This is a genomic window from Natronohydrobacter thiooxidans, assembly GCF_001884735.1.
In the GTDB taxonomy this organism is placed as follows: domain Bacteria; phylum Pseudomonadota; class Alphaproteobacteria; order Rhodobacterales; family Rhodobacteraceae; genus Roseinatronobacter; species Roseinatronobacter thiooxidans_A.
On the sequence record NZ_MJAP01000036.1, the window covers coordinates 1 to 19,739 of the forward strand.

17 protein-coding genes and 1 pseudogene are annotated in these 19,739 nt (G+C 62.6%); 15 read left to right on the forward strand and 3 right to left on the reverse strand.

The genetic code is table 11. The annotated features are described in order from the left end of the window. Positions 1–29: 29 nt before the first annotated feature. Both BG457_RS18840 and BG457_RS18845 read right to left on the reverse strand, forming a co-directional pair. On the reverse strand, positions 30–1,649 hold the full coding sequence (locus BG457_RS18840; protein WP_071799411.1) for an ISL3 family transposase: 1,620 nt from the start codon (positions 1,647–1,649) through the stop codon (positions 30–32). Positions 1,650–1,837: 188 nt separating this feature from the next. Next, complete coding sequence (locus BG457_RS18845; protein ID WP_071799438.1) at positions 1,838–2,773, reverse strand: LysR family transcriptional regulator; 936 nt, start codon at positions 2,771–2,773, stop codon at positions 1,838–1,840. A gap of 122 nt (positions 2,774–2,895) precedes the next feature. On the opposite strand from BG457_RS18845, the gene BG457_RS18850 reads away from it, so the two are divergent. From BG457_RS18850 to BG457_RS18910, 12 genes and pseudogenes are all read left to right on the forward strand, one after another. After that, the gene (locus BG457_RS18850) at positions 2,896–3,882 is read left to right on the forward strand and encodes a TRAP transporter substrate-binding protein (protein WP_071799412.1); all 987 of its coding nucleotides are present in this window, start codon (positions 2,896–2,898) and stop codon (positions 3,880–3,882) included. Between the two features lie 103 nt (positions 3,883–3,985). Next, complete coding sequence (locus tag BG457_RS18860; RefSeq protein ID WP_084657743.1) at positions 3,986–5,938, forward strand: TRAP transporter large permease; 1,953 nt, start codon at positions 3,986–3,988, stop codon at positions 5,936–5,938. A 6-nt stretch (positions 5,939–5,944) separates the two neighbouring features. Then, positions 5,945–6,715, forward strand: a complete 771-nt coding sequence (locus tag BG457_RS18865; RefSeq protein WP_071799413.1) for a cyclase family protein — start codon at positions 5,945–5,947, stop codon at positions 6,713–6,715. A gap of 10 nt (positions 6,716–6,725) precedes the next feature. Then, positions 6,726–7,883, forward strand: coding sequence for an alpha/beta hydrolase family protein (locus BG457_RS18870; protein ID WP_071799414.1), 1,158 nt, complete (start codon positions 6,726–6,728; stop codon positions 7,881–7,883). A gap of 13 nt (positions 7,884–7,896) precedes the next feature. Next, positions 7,897–8,841, forward strand: coding sequence for a VOC family protein (locus tag BG457_RS18875; protein WP_071799415.1), 945 nt, complete (start codon positions 7,897–7,899; stop codon positions 8,839–8,841). Then, positions 8,841–9,179: a Rieske (2Fe-2S) protein gene (locus tag BG457_RS18880; protein WP_071799440.1), complete on the forward strand. Its 339-nt coding sequence runs from the start codon at positions 8,841–8,843 to the stop codon at positions 9,177–9,179. Before BG457_RS18875 ends, BG457_RS18880 begins: the two co-directional genes overlap by 1 nt. Positions 9,180–9,216: 37 nt before the next feature. Then, positions 9,217–11,226 carry a glycoside hydrolase family 3 protein gene (locus BG457_RS18885; RefSeq protein WP_071799416.1) on the forward strand — a complete coding sequence of 670 codons (2,010 nt, stop codon included), beginning with the start codon at positions 9,217–9,219 and terminating at the stop codon, positions 11,224–11,226. Positions 11,227–11,242: 16 nt separating this feature from the next. Further along, positions 11,243–12,361 carry an FAD-dependent oxidoreductase gene (locus BG457_RS18890; RefSeq protein ID WP_071799441.1) on the forward strand — a complete coding sequence of 373 codons (1,119 nt, stop codon included), beginning with the start codon at positions 11,243–11,245 and terminating at the stop codon, positions 12,359–12,361. A gap of 14 nt (positions 12,362–12,375) precedes the next feature. Further along, the gene (locus BG457_RS18895) at positions 12,376–13,353 is read left to right on the forward strand and encodes a fumarylacetoacetate hydrolase family protein (protein WP_071799417.1); all 978 of its coding nucleotides are present in this window, start codon (positions 12,376–12,378) and stop codon (positions 13,351–13,353) included. 17 nt (positions 13,354–13,370) lie between these two features. Further along, on the forward strand, positions 13,371–14,270 hold the full coding sequence (locus BG457_RS18900) for an MBL fold metallo-hydrolase (RefSeq protein WP_217649539.1): 900 nt from the start codon (positions 13,371–13,373) through the stop codon (positions 14,268–14,270). Between the two features lie 162 nt (positions 14,271–14,432). After that, positions 14,433–14,798 (forward strand): annotated as a pseudogene (locus tag BG457_RS18905) (sulfatase/phosphatase domain-containing protein); the annotation flags it as partial. Positions 14,799–14,838: 40 nt separating this feature from the next. Then, the gene (locus tag BG457_RS18910) at positions 14,839–15,735 is read left to right on the forward strand and encodes a formylglycine-generating enzyme family protein (protein ID WP_245771041.1); all 897 of its coding nucleotides are present in this window, start codon (positions 14,839–14,841) and stop codon (positions 15,733–15,735) included. On the opposite strand, the gene BG457_RS18915 is transcribed toward BG457_RS18910, so the two are convergent. Then, positions 15,730–16,641 carry a LysR family transcriptional regulator gene (locus tag BG457_RS18915; protein WP_071799420.1) on the reverse strand — a complete coding sequence of 304 codons (912 nt, stop codon included), beginning with the start codon at positions 16,639–16,641 and terminating at the stop codon, positions 15,730–15,732. The two genes, BG457_RS18910 and BG457_RS18915, sit on opposite strands and share 6 nt — an antisense overlap. Before the next feature lie 106 nt (positions 16,642–16,747). Between BG457_RS18915 and BG457_RS18920 the strand changes: the two genes are divergently transcribed. Genes BG457_RS18920 through BG457_RS18930 form a run of 3 tightly spaced genes read left to right on the forward strand, consistent with a single transcriptional unit; the run spans position 16,748 to position 19,738 of the window. Further along, positions 16,748–18,325, forward strand: a complete 1,578-nt coding sequence (locus BG457_RS18920; protein WP_071799421.1) for a sulfatase — start codon at positions 16,748–16,750, stop codon at positions 18,323–18,325. Continuing rightward, the gene (locus BG457_RS18925; protein WP_071799422.1) at positions 18,322–19,263 is read left to right on the forward strand and encodes a Bug family tripartite tricarboxylate transporter substrate binding protein; all 942 of its coding nucleotides are present in this window, start codon (positions 18,322–18,324) and stop codon (positions 19,261–19,263) included. Before BG457_RS18920 ends, BG457_RS18925 begins: the two co-directional genes overlap by 4 nt. After that, the gene (locus tag BG457_RS18930) at positions 19,253–19,738 is read left to right on the forward strand and encodes a tripartite tricarboxylate transporter TctB family protein (protein WP_071799423.1); all 486 of its coding nucleotides are present in this window, start codon (positions 19,253–19,255) and stop codon (positions 19,736–19,738) included. Before BG457_RS18925 ends, BG457_RS18930 begins: the two co-directional genes overlap by 11 nt. Position 19,739 lies beyond the last annotated feature (1 nt).

A 19,739-nucleotide genomic window follows, 5' to 3' on the forward strand; every position in this document is an offset into this window, starting at 1 on the left:
TGTCGCGTAGCCCTTTATTGGGGTCATCCTCAATTTGTGTGGTGCAGAGGAAGCATTCGGGCCCTGAGCAAGTTCGGGCCGGCTCGCCCATACATCGCGCGCTTCAAGGTCTTCAATCGGTTGATCTGGCCTTCGGCTTGACCATTGCTCCACTCCATTTCGATCGCATTCCTGACCGCATCAATGTCTCTGTTCAAGGTTCGGGCGAACCGCACGATGGGCGCTAGGTCCGTTTCGATCGCATCGTCGATCCAGGCGGGCAGCGGGTCTGCTTTTCGACCACGCAAGATGCCATTGAAACGCATGGCGAGGCGCCGCATTGTTGTGAAGGCTGGCGAGCCTTCCTTGAGAACTTCGACTTTTCTCGCTTGTTCCAAGGTGAATTTTCCTCTTGGTTTGATGCAGAGTGCGGCCGCGATAACCGGGGAAATCGCATGTCCCGTTTCCGGGTCCCGGACCGGTGCAAGGATCTGATCTTCCTTGGTGGGTCCCTCTTGTTCCTGTTTTTCGGCTCTGCGCCATCCGGCCAAGAGCCGCTGCAAGTTTGACAGGCTGCCCTCGTAACCACGTTCTTGGATCAAAGGGAGCAGTGCATTGCCGCTGCGAATACCGTTCTCCCAGCATTGCTTCAGGTACTCTTCAAAATACCACGCGGAGGAGCGCTTGAGGACGGCGCGCTTTCGGTCAGGTGGCGTCTCGAACTGCAGCCATTTCGCGACGCTACGCCTGGGAAACCCCGTTCGCCGCCCGATCTCGCTGCACGTCAGCCCTTGCTGCCGAAGTGCCGAAATGGTCCTGAAAATCTCTTCTCTGGACTTGCGATGGGCAAAACGTGATTTCAGAAGGTTCTGAGCTGTGCTGATGTTGTCTGCATCGGAGAGCAAGGCCCTGCCAGTTGCACGACCGTGCAGGTTCATTTGCTCCTCAATTGCCATGCGAAGGTTCTGCACGATATGAAACCTGTCGGCGACCTGTTCCGCCTGCGGCGCTCCTTGTCGGGCGGCTTGGGCGTAGAGACCGCAGCGATCCCGGCTTATGACTTCCACCTCAGGATGACGCCTTAGCCAGTCGGTGCATGTGACGACATCACGATCTTCGAGAACATCGATGACGGCGCGACGCTCGAGGTCGATGATGATCGTCCCGTAGTTCTGCGACTTTCGCCAACTCCAATCATCGATCCCGATGATCCGTGCGCGTGGTGGAACAACTTGAGCTGCGCGTAGCAACTGTCGGAGAATAGTATCGTCACTGACCCGGATACCCAGTCGCCGCAAGGGCCGTTCAGCTGGGGTGCCGCCAGCGGCATGCGCCATATGGCCTAAGAGTTGCGCCTGTCGAGACGTCCGGCGCGCATAAGGGGTCGCCACCGCCGCATCGCGATCGGAAAACGTGCGGCGGCGGCAATCCGAGTTCAAACATCGCCATCGACAAACTCTGAGCTCGATCCAAACCGCTTGGCCCTGAGCAGGAAAATCCTCGATCCGCCGGCGCCGCCAACCATGTCGTTGTCTTGAGGACGTCCCGCACTCTGGGCAGATGCCATTCGGAGCCAGTCTGCCTGATACGACCCATGCACCCGTCGCAGAATGGCGGACCTCACCAACCTCCACGCTGGCGGTTGGAGCCCAATGCTTCTTCGATACCACGGCCTTATCCTTTCAATCTGTGAAGCTCGGTCAGACCGTGACACACAAATTGAGGATGACCCGATTTAAAGGCAACGCGACAACCGCCGTCGGTTGGCGAAGGCAGAGTGATTGCTCTCGTCAATCTGCCAGTGCTGTCATGGGCCGACGGGAAATGCAGCGGCGAAGACGCGGGCCCTCGTTCCGGCTCAGGTTTCGATGCCGGAACCAAAATGGTGCACCATTTCATCGCGGACCCACATCATAGCGCGGTCTTTGCTGGCATACTGGTGCCATTGGATTGCCTCGACAAGAGGCGGGATCGGCATCTCTACCTCGACGATGCGCAGCGGTAGAACGCGGGTATAGACCCGCGCCAGCTGTCGGTGCGCCAGTGCGATCCGCTCGGTTCCCGGCAGCAGGAAGGGCATCGAGGCGAAAGACCCCGCCACGATGTCGATGCGCCGCCGACCCTCGCCATACTCGCGCGAGAACCATTCCTCGTAGCTGGGCTGTGCGCCGGGGCCGAAGCTGACTGTGACGTGGCGCAGGCTCAGAAATGCGTCGAGCGCCACCTGCTCACCGACCAGAGGGTTGTTGCGGCAGACCAGCGCGCAGAAGCTCTCAGTGAATAGCGGCAGGCTGGGGTGCTGGGGCGAACAGTAGGGCTGCGGTATTGCCAGCAGGTCAAGCTCGCCATCTTCCAGCATCTGAGCAGGCCCGCTATGGCTGAGGGTCATCTGTGTGGGCTGCACCACCTCGAATTGCAGATTGGGGGCTCGTGCCTGAATGGCCAGAATAGCATCGCCCAGTCCGGCGATCATCAGATAGTCGGATGCGAAAATGCGGATCGTGCGCGCAGAGCGCGTCGGGTCGAAATCACGCGGGGTCAGCACGCGGGCGTCGATCTGCATCAGCACATCGCGCACCTCGGCGGCCAATTCGCGCCCGCGCGCAGTTGGCACCAGCTCGCGCCCCACCTGCACCAGTAGTTCGTCGTCAAAATGCTCGCGAAGCCGCGCCAGCACACCCGAGACAGTTGACTGGCTACGAAACAGTTTCTCACCCGCCCGCGTCACACTGCGCTCTGTCAGCAGACAGTCAAGCACCACCAGCATATTCAGATCGAAACCCTTGAACCGCATCGCGCATCCATCCATTGGAATTTCCGATGCAGCTTATCTGAACTTTCGATTTCAACAATACATCAATTCACGATAAGACTTCTGTCGGGCCGGTTCTGCCGGTCGGAGGAGTGGAGGACCCCATGCTGAATCGTATTCCGGCACTTGCTGCGGCTGCGTCACTCGCGGCACTTCCCGCGCTTGCCACCGAGACCCTGATCTTTGCCACGGCCAGCCCGCCGCAGGGCCCGATTTCGACTGTGATCTTTGACGGCTGGGCTGAGCGGATCAATGCCGATGGCGAGGGCGTTGTGGAAATCGACGTTCGACACGGTTTCACCATGGCCAATCCCGGCAATTTCTATGACCGGGTCAAGGACGGTGTGGTGCCGATCTCGTGGGGATTGCTGGTCACGATTGGCGGGCGGTTCCCGCTGACGGGGATGGCCAATTTGCCCTATCTGACAGATGATGCCGAGACGGCCTCAGTCGCCTTCTGGCGGCTCTATGAAGAAGGGTACCTGGACGACGAATATCACGATATCGTGCCGCTGTTCCTGACGGTCTTTCCGCAGTCCGGGGTTCACCTGTCTGCGCCGATCCCGTCGCTTGACCATCTGCACAACGCGCGCGTGATCGTCGGTGGGCAGACCAATTCGATGTCGATTCAGTTGCTTGACGGCGTGCCGCTGTCGATCAACCCTGCCGATGCCTATGAGGCGATCCAGCGCGGGACAGCCGATGGTCGCTTTGTGCCCTGGACCGCCTTCCCGCCGTTCCGCATGGACGAGATCACCAGCTACCATATCGAAGCGCCGATCGGATCTTCTGTAGGAATGGCCTTCATCAATCGCGAGATCTGGGAAGACCTTCCGGAAGAGGTCCGCGAGGTCATCATGCGCCATTCGGGCGAGGAGCAGTCGCGCCTTCTGGGTCGCTTCTTTGACGAACAGGCCGCCAAGATCCGGGCCGAGATTGCCGGTCTCGACGGGCATGAGATCGTCAACCCGTCGCAAGAGCAGTCCGCCGCCTGGCAAGAGCGTCTTGAGCCCGTAACTGCCGCATGGGTCGAGCGTACGCCTGGCGGTACGGAGCTCCTGGAGCGTTTCATCGAACTTCTGGCCGACTGACGCAGCCGCCCATACGGACCAGTTCATCGCGGCTGGTCCGTTCTTGCCGAACGTGCGTTGCTGGACGGCGCACATCCCTTTCTTTTTTCCGTGATCGAGGATCATGACCCAAACCCGGAATCACCCGCAGCGCTATGACGCAATCGCCGAACAGATCGAGGCCGTATTGCGTACCGTCTCGCGCCCCGTGGCGCTTGCGGGTGTGCTCGGGATGCTGGCAGTGGCCGGTGTCACCGTTGCGGCGGTGATCCTGCGATGGGTGGGGGCAGGTGGCATCGTCGCGATCAACGAGATCGTGGGAATGGCCTTTGCCGTCGCCGTGGCTGCGACTTTGCCTGCAGCGACCGCGCAGCGCGTACATTTGAAAATCGACCTTCTGGGCCCGGTGATGGGACCCCGGCTGAGACAGTGGATGGAATTGCTGGGCTCGCTGTTGCTGTTGCTGTTTCTGATCCTGCTGGCTCGCGAGGTTCAGGCCTATGCGGGTCGGATGGTTTCGGGCGGGCGCACCACGACAATCCTTGGCTGGCCGATCGGCCCCTTCATGCAGGCCGTTGCCGTGCTGTTCTGGGCCACGGCGGCAGTGCAGGCAGTGATCGCCGCGCTGGATCTGGTGCCCGCGCTTGGCGGGCCGGGGCAGGTCAGCGGGCGCACACATCCTCTGGTCTGGCTGTTGCTGGCTGCCACGCTGGCCGCGCTGACATGGGCTTTCTGGTGGGGCTGGAGCGATTTTCGCGGACTGTCGCGCGCCGTGACGGGGGCACCCTCGGCTTCGGTCGGGCTGGGCTTCCTCCTCTTGTGGGCGGCGCTTCTGCTGTTGATGCCGGTTTCGGCGGTGATGGGGCTGATGGGCCTTTTGGGCACCGCGCTGTTCCTGGGCTGGCGCCCCGCATGGTCGGTGCTGTCCTCGGAAACCGCCAGTTTCCTGACCAACCCGCAGGTGGCCGCGCTGCCGCTCTTTCTGCTGATGGGCAGCTTTGCCATGGTCGCGGGGCTGTCGGATGATGTCTATCGCCTTGCCCGCGCTGTGCTGGGTCGGCTCAGGGGCGGACTGGCTCTCGCCACAGTCGGGGGCTGCGCAGGCTTCGGCGCAGTCACGGGTTCGTCGCTGGCCACTGTGGCGACATTTGGCCGTATTTCGCTGCCGCAGATGCAGGCTGCAGGCTACGCGCCGCATCTGGCAGCCGGAACCGTCGCCGCAGGCGGCACGCTGGGCGCGCTGATCCCGCCCTCTGCGCCGATCATCCTGTTCGCGCTGCTGACCGAAGCCAGCATCGGCCAGTTGTTCATTGCCGCGATCATTCCCGGACTGCTGGCGGCCGCGCTTTACATGCTGACCATCGCGTTGGTGGTCCGCAGGGATCCTGCCGCGGTGCCGGACCCGGCACCGCGCGTGCCAGGCGAGCGTCGCGCTGCCCTCGCCAAGGCCGGGCCAGTGACGCTGCTGTTCGGCCTCGTTATCGGCGGGCTTTACACGGGCGTTTTCACTGCCACGGAATCGGCGGCTGTGGGCGCCATCGGGGCCTTCCTAATGGCCGTGTGGCGCGGCAAGCTGACACGGGACCAGATCCTCAAGGTCATGGGTGAGACAACAGCGATCACCGCTATGATATACATGCTGATCTTCGGCGCGCTGACCTTCTCCTTCTCTGTGGGCGCAAGCCAGTTGCCCGATACGCTGACCACATGGGTTGGCGGGCTGAACCTGGCACCGCTCCTGATCATTGCGCTTCTGCTGGTTCTCTATCTGCTGCTCGGCTCGGTGATGGACAGTTTCGCGGTCATGATCATCACTGTGCCCATCGTCACGCCGCTGATCCTGGGCATGGGCTATGACCTGATCTGGTGGGGCATCATCATGCTGGTGGTGGTGGAAACCGGCCTGATCACGCCGCCTTTCGGGATCAACCTGTTCGTCATCCGCTCGGTCCAGCCCGACATGAAGCTGACCACGGTCTTCCGCGGTGCGCTGCCCTTCGTGCTGTCCGATTTCCTCCGTCTTGCCCTGCTGGTGCTCTTCCCTGCGCTGGTGCTGTGGCTGCCGATGTCCATGTGAGGTGCCATGCCGCAAATCATTGACCTGTCTGTTCCGCTGGAAACCGGGATCGCGTCCGACCCCCCGAACCTGCTGCCCGAGATCGATTATATGGAGCATGATGCCGGCGCGCTGGAATTCGCCGCGATGACCGGGCTGGAGCCTGCGCAATTGCTTGAAGGCAAGGGCGCGGCAGCCGAGAATTGCCGGATCACCACGCATAGCGGCACCCATCTGGATGCGCCCTGGCACTATCACCCAACAATGGATGGCGGCAAACCCGCCATGCGCATTGACGAAGTGCCGCTGGACTGGTGCTTCCGCCCCGGCGTGAAGCTGGATTTCCGCCATCTGCCGGACGGCCATGTGGTCACGGCTGCCGAGGTCGAGGCCGAACTCGCCCGGATCGGTCACGATCTGAAACCGCTTGATATCGTGCTGATCAATACAGCTGCCGGTACGGCCTATGGCGCGCCTGACTATCTGTCGAAGGGCTGCGGCATGGGGCGTGAGGCGACGCTCTATCTGACCTCGCGCGGGGTGCGTGTGACAGGGATTGACGCCTGGTCCTGGGACGCGCCCTTCTCCCATACGCTGAAGCGCATCCGCGAAACCGGCGAGGCCTCGATCTTCTGGGAGGGTCACAAGGCGGGGGCCGAGATTGGCTACTGCCATATGGAGAAACTCACCAATCTGGAATCCCTGCCTGCCAGCGGATTCACTGTTGCCTGCTTCCCCGTCAAGGTTGCCCGCGCCTCCGCCGGATGGTGCCGCGCCGTGGCGCTTCTTAACGACTGAAAGGACACATATGTTCAGATACTTCCCCACGAATTACGTCTGGGATCTGTCGGTCAATCTGGCGATCGAGATGGGCGGACGCATGGGCGAGATCGCCGAGATGTGCGCGCCACTTGCCGAGGCCGCGAAAACGCCGGATGCAGAAGGGACGCGCGCCTTCCGCGAGGCCTGGGTCACTGTGGCCGACCGGCTGATCGGCCTGGCCGAAGATGATCTTGCGCGCGGGCGCAGCCTTTCAGCTGCAAACAAGCTGATGCGCGCGGCCTGCTACCAGATCATCGCCGAACGGATGCAGGCGCATGGCGCCGAGGGGCGGATGGAGCTTTACCACAAGCATCTCGCGACCTTCTATCAGGCCCTGTCGCTGGGCCGGACCGGGGCGCATCGGGTCGAGATCCCCTATGAGGGCAAGCATCTTTCGGGCATTTTCGTACCTGCCGAGCGGGTGCGCGGGCCGCAGCCGGTACTGGTGCAGGTCAATGGCTTCGACAGCACCAAGGAAATGCGGCTGATGGCGCAGCTGCCCGGCATCCTTGCGAAACGCGGCATCGCCTCGCTGGTTCTGGACCAGCCCGGCACGGGCGAGGCGCTGCGGCTGCAAGGGTTTCCCGCCCGCCACGATTCCGAACATTGGGCGACCCCGGTCTATGAATGGCTCGCCGCCCGGCCCGATGTGGACGCGGCCCGGATCGGGATGGAAGGGGTCTCGCTTGGTGGCTATTACGCGCCGCGCGCTGTGGCCTTCGAGCCGCGCTTTGCCTGCGGGGTGAGCTGGGGCGGCAATCATGACTGGCGCGATGTGCAGAAGCGCCGTCTGGAACGCGAGGGCGATTTTCCGGTGCCGCACTACTGGGCACATGCCCGCTGGGTGTTCGGGGCCGGGGACATGGACGATTTCATGGCCAAGGCCGAACATATGCATCTGGACGGCATTCTGGACCGCATCCGCGTGCCTTATCTGGTCACGCATGGCAAGCATGACACGCAGATCCCGCTGAAATGGGCGGAGCGGACCTATGCGCAGCTGGTCTACAGCCCGCGCCGCGAGCTTGTGGTTTTCGACGAGCGCACCGGGGGCGTGATGCATTCCTCCGTCGATAATTCCGGCCCTGTTCTGGATTGCATTTCCGATTTCGTCGCCGAGGTCCTCGGCGGCCGCACTTCCTGAAAGGAGACTGCCCATGCAGATCATCGGACCTGATGTCCTTGTCTTTGGCGTGGATGACGTGCCCGCCTGTCACGAATTCCTGACGGCCTATGGGCTGGACGCGCAGGATTACACTCCGGAGAAGGGCGGGCTCTTCACCGGGCTGGATGGCACCGGGCTGGAAATCCGCCGCCGCGACGACCCCAGCCTGCCGCCCGCGCTCAAGACCGGCAACATGCTGCGGATGCAGGTGATCGGCGTGGTGGATGAGGCCGCGCTTGAGGCCGTGCAGGCGGAACTCTCAAAGGACCGGCAGGTGCTGCGGCTGGCCGATGGCAGCTTGCGCTGTCAGGATGATCAGGGCTTTGAGCTGGCCTTCCGCGTCACCACGCGCAAGCCGCTGGACATGCCCGGCGAGAAGGTGAACGCCCCCTATCACCCTGCGCGCGCGGCAAATGCCATCGGCGTGTCCGAGGATATGCCCGCCAGGCCGCGCAGCCTGAGCCATGTCGTGCTGTTCGTGCCGGATGTCGATGTTGCAGTGGGCTTCTACCGCGACCGGCTGGGGTTCCGCATCACCGACACGCTGACCGGGGCCGGTCCCTTCCTGCGCCCGCAGGCCAATCCCGACCACCATACGCATTTCTTTATCCGCACCCCGGTCTATATGCAGGGCTGCGAGCATCTGGCCTTCCATATGGGTGGGCCGACCGAGCTGATGCTGGCAGGCAGCCGGATGATCCGTGCGGGGTTTGAGAGCTTCTGGGGGCCGGGGCGGCACAAATTCGGGTCGAACTGGTTCTGGTATTTCAAATCGCCCCTGGGCTGCAATGTCGAGTTCGATGCCGATATGGACATCCATGACGATGACTGGGCCCCGCGCGAGGCACCCATGGGACCAGAGGCCGCGCAGGCCTTTCTGTTCCAGTACCGCGACAAATGGGCGCCCACCGGTGGCCCCGGCGGGCCGAAACCCTGATGCTGCTGTGCCATCTCGACGAGCTGCCCGATGGCAGCACGCGCGGCTTCAAGGTTGCGGGGCTGCGCTGCAAGGTGATCGTGGTGCGCAGGGGCGACCGGGTCTATGGCTGGCGCGACCTCTGCCCTCATTACGCTGGCGGCACACCGATGGCATGGAAGCGCGACGCCTATCTGAACGGGGAAGGGACGCATATCGCCTGCGCCGCCCATGGAGCATGGTTCGAGATCGACACGGGGGTCTGCGTACAGGGCCCGTGTCTGGGCAAGCGACTGACCCGCGTGCCGCTGGAAATACGTTCCGACGGAACGGTCGCCATGGCGACTAGCGGCCGCTGACAGAATTCAGAATGATCATCTCGCGGGAGGAGCTGCGATGAGTCCCACACTGATTGCCACGGCCGCATTTGCGTCCACCGTGGCCGCACCATCCGGCGCGCAGATTGCCGAACAGCCCGAGATCGTCAGCCGGGTTCACCCGGTCATCGAGGTCGATGGGCTGCGGTTTCGCGATGCGAATGGCAACGGAACGCTCGATCCCTATGAGGACTGGCGTCTGCCCATGGCCGAGCGGGTGGCCGACCTGCTGGGGCGTATGTCCATCGAGGATCGCGCCGGGATGCTGCTGATCAACACCCTGAATGTCGGCTGCGAAGACACGGTCGAGGGTACGCCGACTGCAGACTTTCTCGACGCTCAGCGCATGACCCGGTTCATCCTGCGCAATACCGTGGCCGAAATGGCCGATGATTGTTCCGGGCGTGCGCCCTTTGGTGGTTTCCAGGTGACGCCCACGCAACTCGCGGATTTCACCAACACGGTACAGGAGATGGCCGAGGCCCGTGGCCTGGGTATTCCGGTCCTGTTCAAGGACAATGCCCGCAATTATCTCGAATCCGATCCCCGGTTCGGCATCGGCGGCGGCGCGGAGGCAATGACGGCTTTCCCCAAGGAACTGGGCATTGCCGCTGCAGTGCTGGGCACCGGTGGGCTGGAGCCGGTCCATGCCCTGACCGATGTGATGTCGGCGGAATGGCGGGCGCTGGGGATCCGGGGCATGTATGGCTATATGGCCGACCTGGCTACCGAACCGCGCAGGTACCGTGTGCACGAGACCTTCGGCGAGGATGCCGAGCTTGTCGGCGACATTCTTGAGGCGCTGGTCGAGAGGCTGCAGGGTGGCCCGGTCGGACCGCAGACCGCCGTCGCCCTGACGCTGAAGCATTTCCCCGGCGGCGGGTCGCAGGAGGGCGGGCTCGACCCGCATTATTCCTTCGGCCAGCGCCAGGTCTATCCCAGCGATGCTTTCGAGGCCCATCTGGCGCCCTTCCGCCGGGCCATCGATGCCGGGGTCGGCGCGATCATGCCCTATTACGGGATCCCGGTGGACGTGACCTTTGACGGACAGCCTCTGGAGGAAGTGGGCTTCTCCTTCTCGACCCAGACTGTGGACTGGCTGCTGCGCGACCAGCTTGGCTTTGGCGGATATGTCAATTCCGATACCGGGATCATCCAGTCGCGCGCCTGGGGGCTGGAACACGCCACTGTCGCGGAACGCATCGCGGCGGCGGTCAATGCGGGCAATGACGTGCTGCCCGGGTTCTCGGATGTGTCGCTCATTCTTGACCTGCTTGATGCCGGGCTGGTCAGCGAGGACCGTATCAACGAGGCGGCGGGCCGTCTTCTGGTCGAACAGTTTGCGCTGGGGTTGTTCGAGAACCCCGGTGTCGAAATGTCGGCGGTTGCGCAGATCGTGGCGAATGACGACCATCAGACCCTCGCCCAACAGGTGCAGCGCCAGTCGGTCGTCCTGCTGCAGAACGAAGGCGTGCTTCCGCTCGATGCCGGGGCGCGGGTCTATGCTGTCAACCTCGACACTGATGCGGTCGAGGCTGCGGGGCTGATTGCAACAACGCACGCGGATCCAGACACGCCCCGGCCCACGGCCGAAGGGCATCACGCGGCGGTGATCCGTGTCTATATCCGCAATGTCGGGACCAACCGATATCGCAGCAATGATCCGGAATTCGGTGCAAACCCGGACCACCTGAACCCGCGTACCGGCGCGGTCTGGGGGGCCGAGGACGGATGCAACGTCGCGCCTGCGGCCAACCCATCCTGCGCCGATGATGGCCAGCTGGGCGGACCGCAATCCCCGGCACTTGGGCTGCTCTTTGGCGGCGCGTTGCCCTGGGAAGTGGATGCGCTGTCTTTCACAGCCATGGCAGCAGCCGAATCCTGGGAGGTCTTCCCGTCACTTGACACGATTCAGGCGATCATGTCCGAAGTCGGACCCGAACGTACCGTGATCGCCAACGCCTCGGATGCGCCGGGTTATCCCGAGGCAGACACACTGTTCCCGTTCGGGCACGGGCTTGGTTATTGAGATGGAGAGCAGACATATGACACCTCAACGCATCGTAATCATCGGGGGCGGATTTTCGGGGATGACCGCCGCCATCCTGCTGGCAGAGGCAGGCCATGCAGTCGATCTGATCGAGATCGATGCCGACTGGCGCAGCTATGGCGCGGGCATCAGCCTGAACGGCGGCACGTTCCGGGTGCTGGCCCGTCTGGGGGTGCTGGACGCCTACAAGGAGGTCGGTGCCCTGACCGATGGTGTGGAAATCTGGGGGCCCGCCGATCAGCTTCTGGCACGTCTGCCCACGCCTTCGTTACAGGAAGGGGCGACCGGAAACGGTGGCGTGATGCGGCCTGTTCTGGCCCGTCTGCTGGCCGCGCGGACGCACGCGGCCGGGGTGAATGTGCGGCTGGGGGTGAGTTTCGCCGAGATCGACGACAGCGCCGACGCGGCCCGCGTCACCTTCAGTGACGGGACAGCGGGCGAGTATGACCTTGTGATCGGGGCCGATGGTCTCTATTCCGCGACCCGCGGCGCGATCTTCCCCGATGCGCCAAAGCCGCGCTATATCGGTCAGGCAGTCTGGCGCGCGGTTCTGCCCACGCCTGCGCAGGTCAAAACGGTCACGATGTGGATGGGCCCGGGCGTCAAGGTCGGTATCAACGCGGTCTCGGATACCGACGCTTATCTGTTCCTGACCGAGCACCGGCCCACCAATGACCATGTTCCCGCCGACACGCATCTCTCCGCGTTGAAGGCGCTGCTGGACAAGTTCCCCTCGCCCACCATCCGCCAGGTGGCGGCGGAACTGGGTCCGCACAGCCAGATTGTCTATCGACCTCTGGAGCAGCTTCTGTTGCCCCAGCCCTGGTACAGGGGCCGGGTGGTGCTGATCGGCGACGCGGTCCATGCGACCACGCCCCATATGGCCGCCGGTGCCATGATCGGGATGGAGGATGCGATCGTTCTGGCCGAGGAACTGGGCCGCGCCGCGATTCCCGACGCCCTTGCCGCATTTCAGTCCCGCCGCTGGGACCGCTGCCGGATAGTCGTGGAAAACTCGGGTCGGCTGGCCGAAATCGAACTGGGCCACGGCACCCATGAAGAACATCAGCGCCTGATGGGCCAGACTCTGGGCGCATTGGCCCAGCCGATCTGACAGGGGGACCAGAGATGAAACTCGCCACGCTTCCCAATGGCACCGAAGACGGTGCACTGGTCGTCGTTTCGCGTGATCTGACCTGCGCTGCGCCTGCGCAGGGCATCGCCCCGAGCCTGCTTGCCGCCCTGCGCGACTGGGCAAGGGCAGAGCCTGCGTTGCGCGCGCTCGTGCAACAGGTCGAGGCAGGCACGGCGCAGGGTCTTGCGCCTTTCGATTCAGGCACCATCCTCGCCCCGTTGCCGCGCGCGCCGCAATGGCTGGACGGTTCGGCCTTCCTCAACCACGGTCGGCTGATGGATCAGGCTTTCGGCAATCCGCCCTTGCCGGATTTCGAAACGCATCCGCTGGTCTATCAGGGCGCAAGCGATGACTTTCTGGGCGCACGGGCACCGCTGGTCACGCCAGATGAAAGCCTGTTCATCGATTGCGAGGGCGAATTTGGCGTCGTGGTGGACGACGTGCCGATGGGCACAGACCCCGACGCCGCGCTGGACCATATCCGCCTGATTGTTCAGATCAACGACTGGTCACTGCGCCAGCCCGGCCCGTGGGAGCTGAAACGCGGCTTCGGTTTCCTGCAAGCCAAACCCTCGACCGGCTTCGCGCCCTGCGCCATCACCCCGGACGAGCTGAGCGCCCATTGGCGCGGCGGGCGTGTCTGCCTGCCACTGCGGGTCGAGGTGAACGACGAGCGCATTGGCGAACCCGACGGGTCCGAGATGGATTTCCATTTCGGCCAGATCATCGCCCATGCCGCGCGTACAAGGCGTCTGACAGCAGGTACGATCATCGGATCGGGCACGGTTTCGAACAGAGATCGCGCGGCAGGCTCGGCCTGCATCACCGAGGTGCGCGTGATCGAGAAGATCGACAAGGGTGCGCCCGAACGTGCGTTCCTGAACTTTGGCGACCGGGTGCGCATGGAATGCGCGCTTGCCGATGGAACCCCATTGTTCGGCGCGATCGACCAGCGCGTCGCGCGACCCTGACCCATACTGGAGCAACCATGACCCCTGAACCCTTCACTCTGACAACGCTTGGAACTGCCGGTGGCCCTATGCAGAACCCCGACCGGGCGCAGCCGGCCTTCCTGCTGATGAATGGCACAAAGCCTGTGCTGATCGATTGCGGCGATGGCGCGATGCGGCAGCTGAAGCGCGCCGGGATCGAGTTCCGGGACGTGGCCGAGATTTTCCTGACGCACCATCACTTCGACCATATCGGCGGCCTGTTTGCGTGCATCGGCATCAACATGATGACGATGCGGCGCGAGCCATTGACGATCTATGGACCTGCCGGGACTGCGCAGATCCTCGACGGGCTTTTCGCCGGTTGCGACGTGCCAAATGCGATCGGCTTTGGCGTGGCGGGGCAGGTCATGCCGCATCCGCGTGAATTCGTGAAAGTCAGGGAGATTCAGCCAGGTGATGTGCTGACATCGGGGGAGATGCGGGTCACGGTCTGCGAGAACACCCATTACCGCGCCGAGGCGGAGTTCGGCAAGGAAGGCCCGGTCTCGCTGTCCTACAGATTCGACACGCCCGACCGGAGCGTGGTCCTGACCGGAGATACCGGAGAATGCCGTGCACTGGAGGAACTGGCGCGTGGCGCAGATCTGCTGATCAGCGAAATCGCCGATCTCGACCTGACGATGCAGCGCGTGCGGGCGCGGAACGCGCATATGTCCGATGCTCAGATCGACAAGATCCGCGAACATCTGTCGTCCCATCACCTGAGCCCTGAACAGGTTGGCGATCTGGCGACCCGCGCTGGTGTGGCCCATGTCGTGGCGGTCCATTTCGCGCCCGGAGTGGCGACGCCCGAGACCACGCCATCCTATGCGGCCCGCATCTCCGCAATGTTCGAAGGTCGCGTCGAGATTGCATCTGACCTGTCAACCTATTGAAGCAGACTGGCCGCTGGTCCATGCGCCCCCCCCCCCCGCTATCCGGCGGCTATTTCTGCCAGGTCGCGGGGCAAGGATTTCGCCTGCAATGTCGATTTTGCACCGATCTTCCTCGATTATGCCGGGGTCAGGGTTCCGAACTACATGTAGGGCCGATCGCTTCGCCCGGTGCTGGAGGGACGCGCGCCCGCCGATTGGGACAACCTTGCCTATAACCGCTACTGGATGCATAACGACCCCATCCACGACGCCTATGCCGATTACGGGGTGGGCGATGAGAGCAATAAACTAATCTACTGGTACAACGCCCCGCTGGGCCAATCTGGCGCATGGACCAATAACGCACCGCCCGAGTGGGAATTGTTTGATTGCGAGGTTGACCCTTTCAATCTGGTCAATCAGGCGGGCAATCCGGAGTACCGGGCGGTATTCCTCGACATGCTGGCCAAACTGGATGCGAAGATGGAGGAGATCGGAGATGTCGCCGAACACGAGAGCGAAACCCGTCGCGCAGAGCGTGCCATCTGAGCCCAAGGGGTGCTGTACGCCCGCGCGCAATGGGGCATCCTTGCCCGCGGCCTCGCTGCCCCCACAGGGCGGGGTCGCCCTAAATGCCATCGCGGTTCCCGGCGGGCGCAGCATCATAGGCACCGATGCGCCCGCGATCCCGATCGATGGCGAGGGGCCGGAGCGTCGCGTAACCTTGCGCCCTTTCGCGCTGGAGGCCACGACCGTCACCAATGCCCGCTTTGCCGATTTCGTTGCCGCAACCGGTTATGTGACAGAGGCCGAGCGTTTCGGCTGGTCCGCTGTGTTCAACGGCGATCCGGACAGTATGCGGGCGGCCCGGCGCGCGGGCTCTGCCCTGCCGTGGTGGCACCGTGTGGACGGGGCAAGTTGGCACGCGCCCGAAGGGCCGGGGTCTTCCATCAAAGAGCGGTTGGATCATCCTGCCGTGCAGGTGTCCTGGAATGACGCGCGGGCCTTTGCCGCCTGGGTGGGCGGTCGCCTGCCAAGCGAGGCGGAATGGGAACACGCTGCCCGCGGCGGGGCCGAGCGCCGACGCTTTCCCTGGGGGGACACCGAACCTGATGACGAGGCGGCAATCTTCTGCAACATCTGGCAAGGCCGCTTTCCTGACGGAAACACGCTGGCAGACGGATATGAGCGGACAGCGCCCGCGCAAAGCTTCACGCCGAACCCGCTCGGCTTTTACAACATGGCAGGCAATGTCTGGGAATGGACCGCCGATCCGTTCCGCATCCGCTCGCTCTCGCGGGCAGCGAAGGCGCGCAATGCAGATGCGCGCCAGCACAACGAGAAGGTGCTCAAGGGCGGCTCATTCCTGTGTCACATCTCATATTGCTATCGCTACCGGATCGCCGCACGCATGGCGATGACCCCCGACAGCGCAAGCTCCAACACCGGCTTCCGCGTCGCATATGATCTGGATAACCGGTCATGACGACCCTTCGCCGGTAAGTCGTCTGAGCACTACCGAAATACGTCGGATGGTTGCGAAATTCGCTACGCTGCGGCGATATGTAAGTCCTGTAGCGAAGGTCGGCGCGAAGTCGTCGACCTGCAACTTGACAAGACCCTCGCTGGCCAATGTGGTCCCGAGCGGCTCGGGGAGGCAGGCAATGTAGCGGTGGTCTTCCAGCATTCGGGTCATGATCCGGAGAGAGTGCGCACGTAACGCAATATGCGGCATCGGGAGCTCCTCGCGCGCGCAATATCTTACGATCGCCCTGGTGGCGTTGAGGGCGCTGTAGAGCGTTAGCCAGGAATAGCGGGCAAGATCGGCCGGAGTTACATGGTGGGATAAGGCAAGCGGATGATCGGCTGCCACATAGACCGCATTGGCCTGTCGGCCCAGAAGCACCGTCTCGAAGTCACGACCGAAACCGTCCTGCGCGGTCGGCGCAGTCCCTGCGTAGCAGATGATCTCGCCCGAACGCAGCGCGGGGAAAAGTTCTGTCGTTGATCCTGTGGACACCTGCACTTCAAGGCCGGGGAAAGACCTTAGCAAGTCGTCGACCAGCGGTGGAAAATGGATCGCCGAATAAACCGCACCAGCCCCGAGGTGAAGCGTGCCGCCTGCCCCTGTCGCCTGCGCGCCCAATTCTGCCAAAAGCGCGTTCCATGTGGTCTCGATCTCGATCGCACGGGCATGGGCCTGCTTGCCGGCTGCGGTCAGGGAAACGCCACGGGCATCACGGACAAGTAACTCGACACCCAGCATATCCTCCAGTTGACGTATTGACTTGGTAAGCGCGGGTTGCGTCACGTTGCCTGCCCGCGCGGCGGCGTTGAACCCGCCGTGCCGAATGACAGCCAGAAAATGCTCGAGTCGTCCGATGGGTTGCATGTTGATAAGTTACCTATTCCGATTTGGAATTGAAACATACCCGATTCTATTATCCTACGTCAGAGATATTTGTTTAGTTCGCAGGAACTGTGGGGGGAGAAACAGTTTGCGAACCGTTTTTGTCGTTTTTGATTCGCTTAACGCTGCGGCACTCGCGCCTTATGGCGCTAAGGAAGTGCATACGCCCAACTTCGCGCGCTTGGCCGAGCGTGCCGTGACCTTTGATTCCCATTTCGTCGGATCGCTGCCCTGCATGCCAGCGCGCCGCGATCTGCATACGGGCCGACTGAACTTCATGCACAGATCCTGGGGTCCGCTCGAACCCTTCGACAATTCGCTGCCGCGCCTGCTCAGCGCCGAGGGTGTTTATTCCCATATCGTCACCGACCACATGCATTATTTCGAAGAGGGCGGGAACGGTTACGTTCAAGCCTTTGACACTTGGGAATTCGTCCGCGGCCAAGAGAACGACCCTTGGCGCGCAGAGGTGGAGCCACCGCTCGAACGCTACCGTTCCGATTTCGACCAGGCGCATTATGACATACCCGCGGCGCTTCCAGCGACGCGCGGCAAGATGAGCAGGTGGGAATGGAAGAAGCTTTGCCACGCCGTCAACCGCGAGGCGATACGCGACGAAAAGGATTACCCGACCGTTAAGTGCTTCGATCATGCGTTGGATTTCCTTGCCCGCAATCGGGGAGCGGGCGACTGGTTCCTGCAGGTTGAAGCCTTTGATCCGCACGAGCCCTTCCTCGCGCCCGAGCGGTTCAAGGCCATGTATCCGACGGATTGGAGCGGCGGCATCCTGGACTGGCCACGCTATGAGAAGGCAGATGGCGACGCCGCTGCGCGGGCCGAGATCCGGTCGAACTATGCCGCGCTTGTCAGCATGTGCGACGACCAATTGGGCCGCCTTCTGGATACTTTTGACGCGCATGATCTCTGGCGTGACACCTGCCTGATAGTGACAACCGATCATGGGTTTTTGCTGTCGGAACACGAATGGTGGGGCAAGAACCGCATGCCCTATTTTACAGAAATCTCGCGTATTCCGCTTATGATCTGGCACCCTGATTCTGGTCAGGCAGGCGGCAGCCGCTGCGATGCGCTGACCCAGACACCTGATCTGATGCCTACGATCCTCGACTTGCACAATGTGTCCGTGCCGTCCGGGGTGCTGGCGCAGTCGCTGCTGCCTGTTCTTCAGGCGGTCAATTCGCCGCGCGAGAGCGTGATTTTCGGGCAGTTTGGCGGACCCGTCGCTGTGACCGATGGCCGCTATTTGCTTTTCCGGTATCCGCAGAATGTCAGCACAGAAGGGCTGAACGAGTATACGCTTATGCCGATCCATATGAGTTCGGCCTTCACGCCCGACGAACTGGGTCTGGCCACATTGGCCCCACCCTTTGGCTTTACCAATGGGCTTCAGGTTTTGCGAATTCCGTCGCGACCCGAAGCGGTCCGTCCGCCGGGCCTTCATGACGCGTTCGACGTCGGCATCCGGACTGAGCTTTTTGATCTCGAATACGATCCCGATCAGACGCGCGCTCTGGATGATCCAGAGGTAGAGGCCCGTCTGCTGGCATCCGCATGTCGTCACCTGCTCGCCCATGAGACGCCGGGTGAGGTCTATGCGCATTATGGCTTGAATACGTACAGAGAAACCGTGGAGGAGAGAACATGAACAAGATTCTGACAAGCTGCACAATTGCGGCCTTGCTTGCAGCGGCTGGCCCAGTCGTCGCACAGGACAATTGGCCCGCTGGCGCCGTAACGCTCGTGGTGCCGTACAACCCCGGCGGCACCACCGACAATATGGTGCGGATCATCGCCGCCAAGATGGAAGAAACGCTCGGCAGCTCGGTCGTCGTGACAAACACCTCGGGTGGAGGCGGTGTTGTCGGCATGTCCGCAGCGCTACAGGCCGCCCCTGATGGCCAGACCGTCGGTCTGTATATTACAAACACGCTGGTCAGCATGGTCACGGGTGGCGCGCCGTTCACCATGGATGAAATCCAGCCCGCCTGCATGTTCGGTGACGCGGTCCTGACGATCACCGGGATCGGTGGCGATAACGCGCTGGCCGATCTTGCGGCGCTCGTGGAAGTTGACGGTGCCAGCATCGGGATCGAGCGGGGCACCTTGTCGCAATTTGCCGGGCTTCAGTTCAATGAACAGGCCGGGGGCCATATCAATGTCGTCCATGCGGGTGACGGCCCGGCGCGCAACGCCGCTGTCATGGGTGGCCATATCACTGCTCTGATCACGCCGACAGCTGGCGTCATCCAGCAGCATGAGGCGGGGCAACTCAAGATTCTGGCGGTTCTTTCAGAGGAACGTCTTTCGGTCGCTCCCGATCTGCCCACGGCGCGCGAGCAGGGTTTTGACGTCACGCTGACACAGAGCAACGGCTTCATGTTTCCTGCCGGCACGCCGCAGGAAGCCGTGGACGGTTTCTGCGACGCGTTGGAGGCGATCGCCGTAGACCCAGATTTCGTCACCGAGATGGAGGCGCTCAACGTTGATGTGCGCTTCATGCGCGGCGAGGCCTATGAGGATTACATGAGTGGTCTCTTGAACGACCTCGAAGCTCTGACCGAAGCGGCTGGTGATGGCAACTGACCCACCCCAAAAGTCTGCGCGGTCCACGCGCCGGGAGGAGGCGGGTTTTCTCGCCCTCCTCCTGCTTCTCACAGGTATCCTTACCCGAGAGACCTTCAAGTTTCGTGCTGTGCCATGGGACTCGATGGGTCTGACCTTCTGGCCACGAATTTTGCTGGCGGTGCTGGCAATCGCGGTCGTTATACGCTTTTTGGGACTGCGTCGGGACACGGCACCGGGCGAAGTCGGTCTGGTCCGGGGGCTTGCCATCCTCGCGGTCTGCGCGGTCTTCGTTCTGGCGCTTCCTGTGCTGGGGGTTTATCTGCTGACCCCGCTGTTTCTGGCGGTTTTTGTTGTAGCGCAGTCGGGTCCGACGCCACGGGAGCGCCTGCGACGGTTCGTGCTTGCCAATGCTGTCCTCCTACCGAGCATCTGGCTTCTGTTCGATCTCGCGCTTGGGCTGCGGGTGCTGTCACTTCCCTTTTGGTGGCAATAGG

Bases quoted from the DNA above. Each gene is read 5' to 3' on its own strand.
- BG457_RS18880 (WP_071799440.1), top strand. From the start codon at position 8,841: ATGCTGCTGTGCCATCTCGACGAGCTGCCCGATGGCAGCACGCGCGGC.
- BG457_RS18890 (WP_071799441.1), top strand. From the start codon at position 11,243: ATGACACCTCAACGCATCGTAATCATCGGGGGCGGATTTTCGGGGATG.
- BG457_RS18860 (WP_084657743.1), top strand. From the start codon at position 3,986: ATGACCCAAACCCGGAATCACCCGCAGCGCTATGACGCAATCGCCGAA.
- BG457_RS18850 (WP_071799412.1), top strand. From the start codon at position 2,896: ATGCTGAATCGTATTCCGGCACTTGCTGCGGCTGCGTCACTCGCGGCA.
- BG457_RS18885 (WP_071799416.1), top strand. From the start codon at position 9,217: ATGAGTCCCACACTGATTGCCACGGCCGCATTTGCGTCCACCGTGGCC.
- BG457_RS18870 (WP_071799414.1), top strand. From the start codon at position 6,726: ATGTTCAGATACTTCCCCACGAATTACGTCTGGGATCTGTCGGTCAAT.
- BG457_RS18895 (WP_071799417.1), top strand. From the start codon at position 12,376: ATGAAACTCGCCACGCTTCCCAATGGCACCGAAGACGGTGCACTGGTC.
- BG457_RS18865 (WP_071799413.1), top strand. From the start codon at position 5,945: ATGCCGCAAATCATTGACCTGTCTGTTCCGCTGGAAACCGGGATCGCG.
- BG457_RS18875 (WP_071799415.1), top strand. From the start codon at position 7,897: ATGCAGATCATCGGACCTGATGTCCTTGTCTTTGGCGTGGATGACGTG.
- BG457_RS18930 (WP_071799423.1), top strand. From the start codon at position 19,253: ATGGCAACTGACCCACCCCAAAAGTCTGCGCGGTCCACGCGCCGGGAG.
- BG457_RS18845 (WP_071799438.1), bottom strand. From the start codon at position 2,773: ATGCGGTTCAAGGGTTTCGATCTGAATATGCTGGTGGTGCTTGACTGT.
- BG457_RS18915 (WP_071799420.1), bottom strand. From the start codon at position 16,641: ATGCAACCCATCGGACGACTCGAGCATTTTCTGGCTGTCATTCGGCAC.
- BG457_RS18900 (WP_217649539.1), top strand. From the start codon at position 13,371: ATGACCCCTGAACCCTTCACTCTGACAACGCTTGGAACTGCCGGTGGC.
- BG457_RS18925 (WP_071799422.1), top strand. From the start codon at position 18,322: ATGAACAAGATTCTGACAAGCTGCACAATTGCGGCCTTGCTTGCAGCG.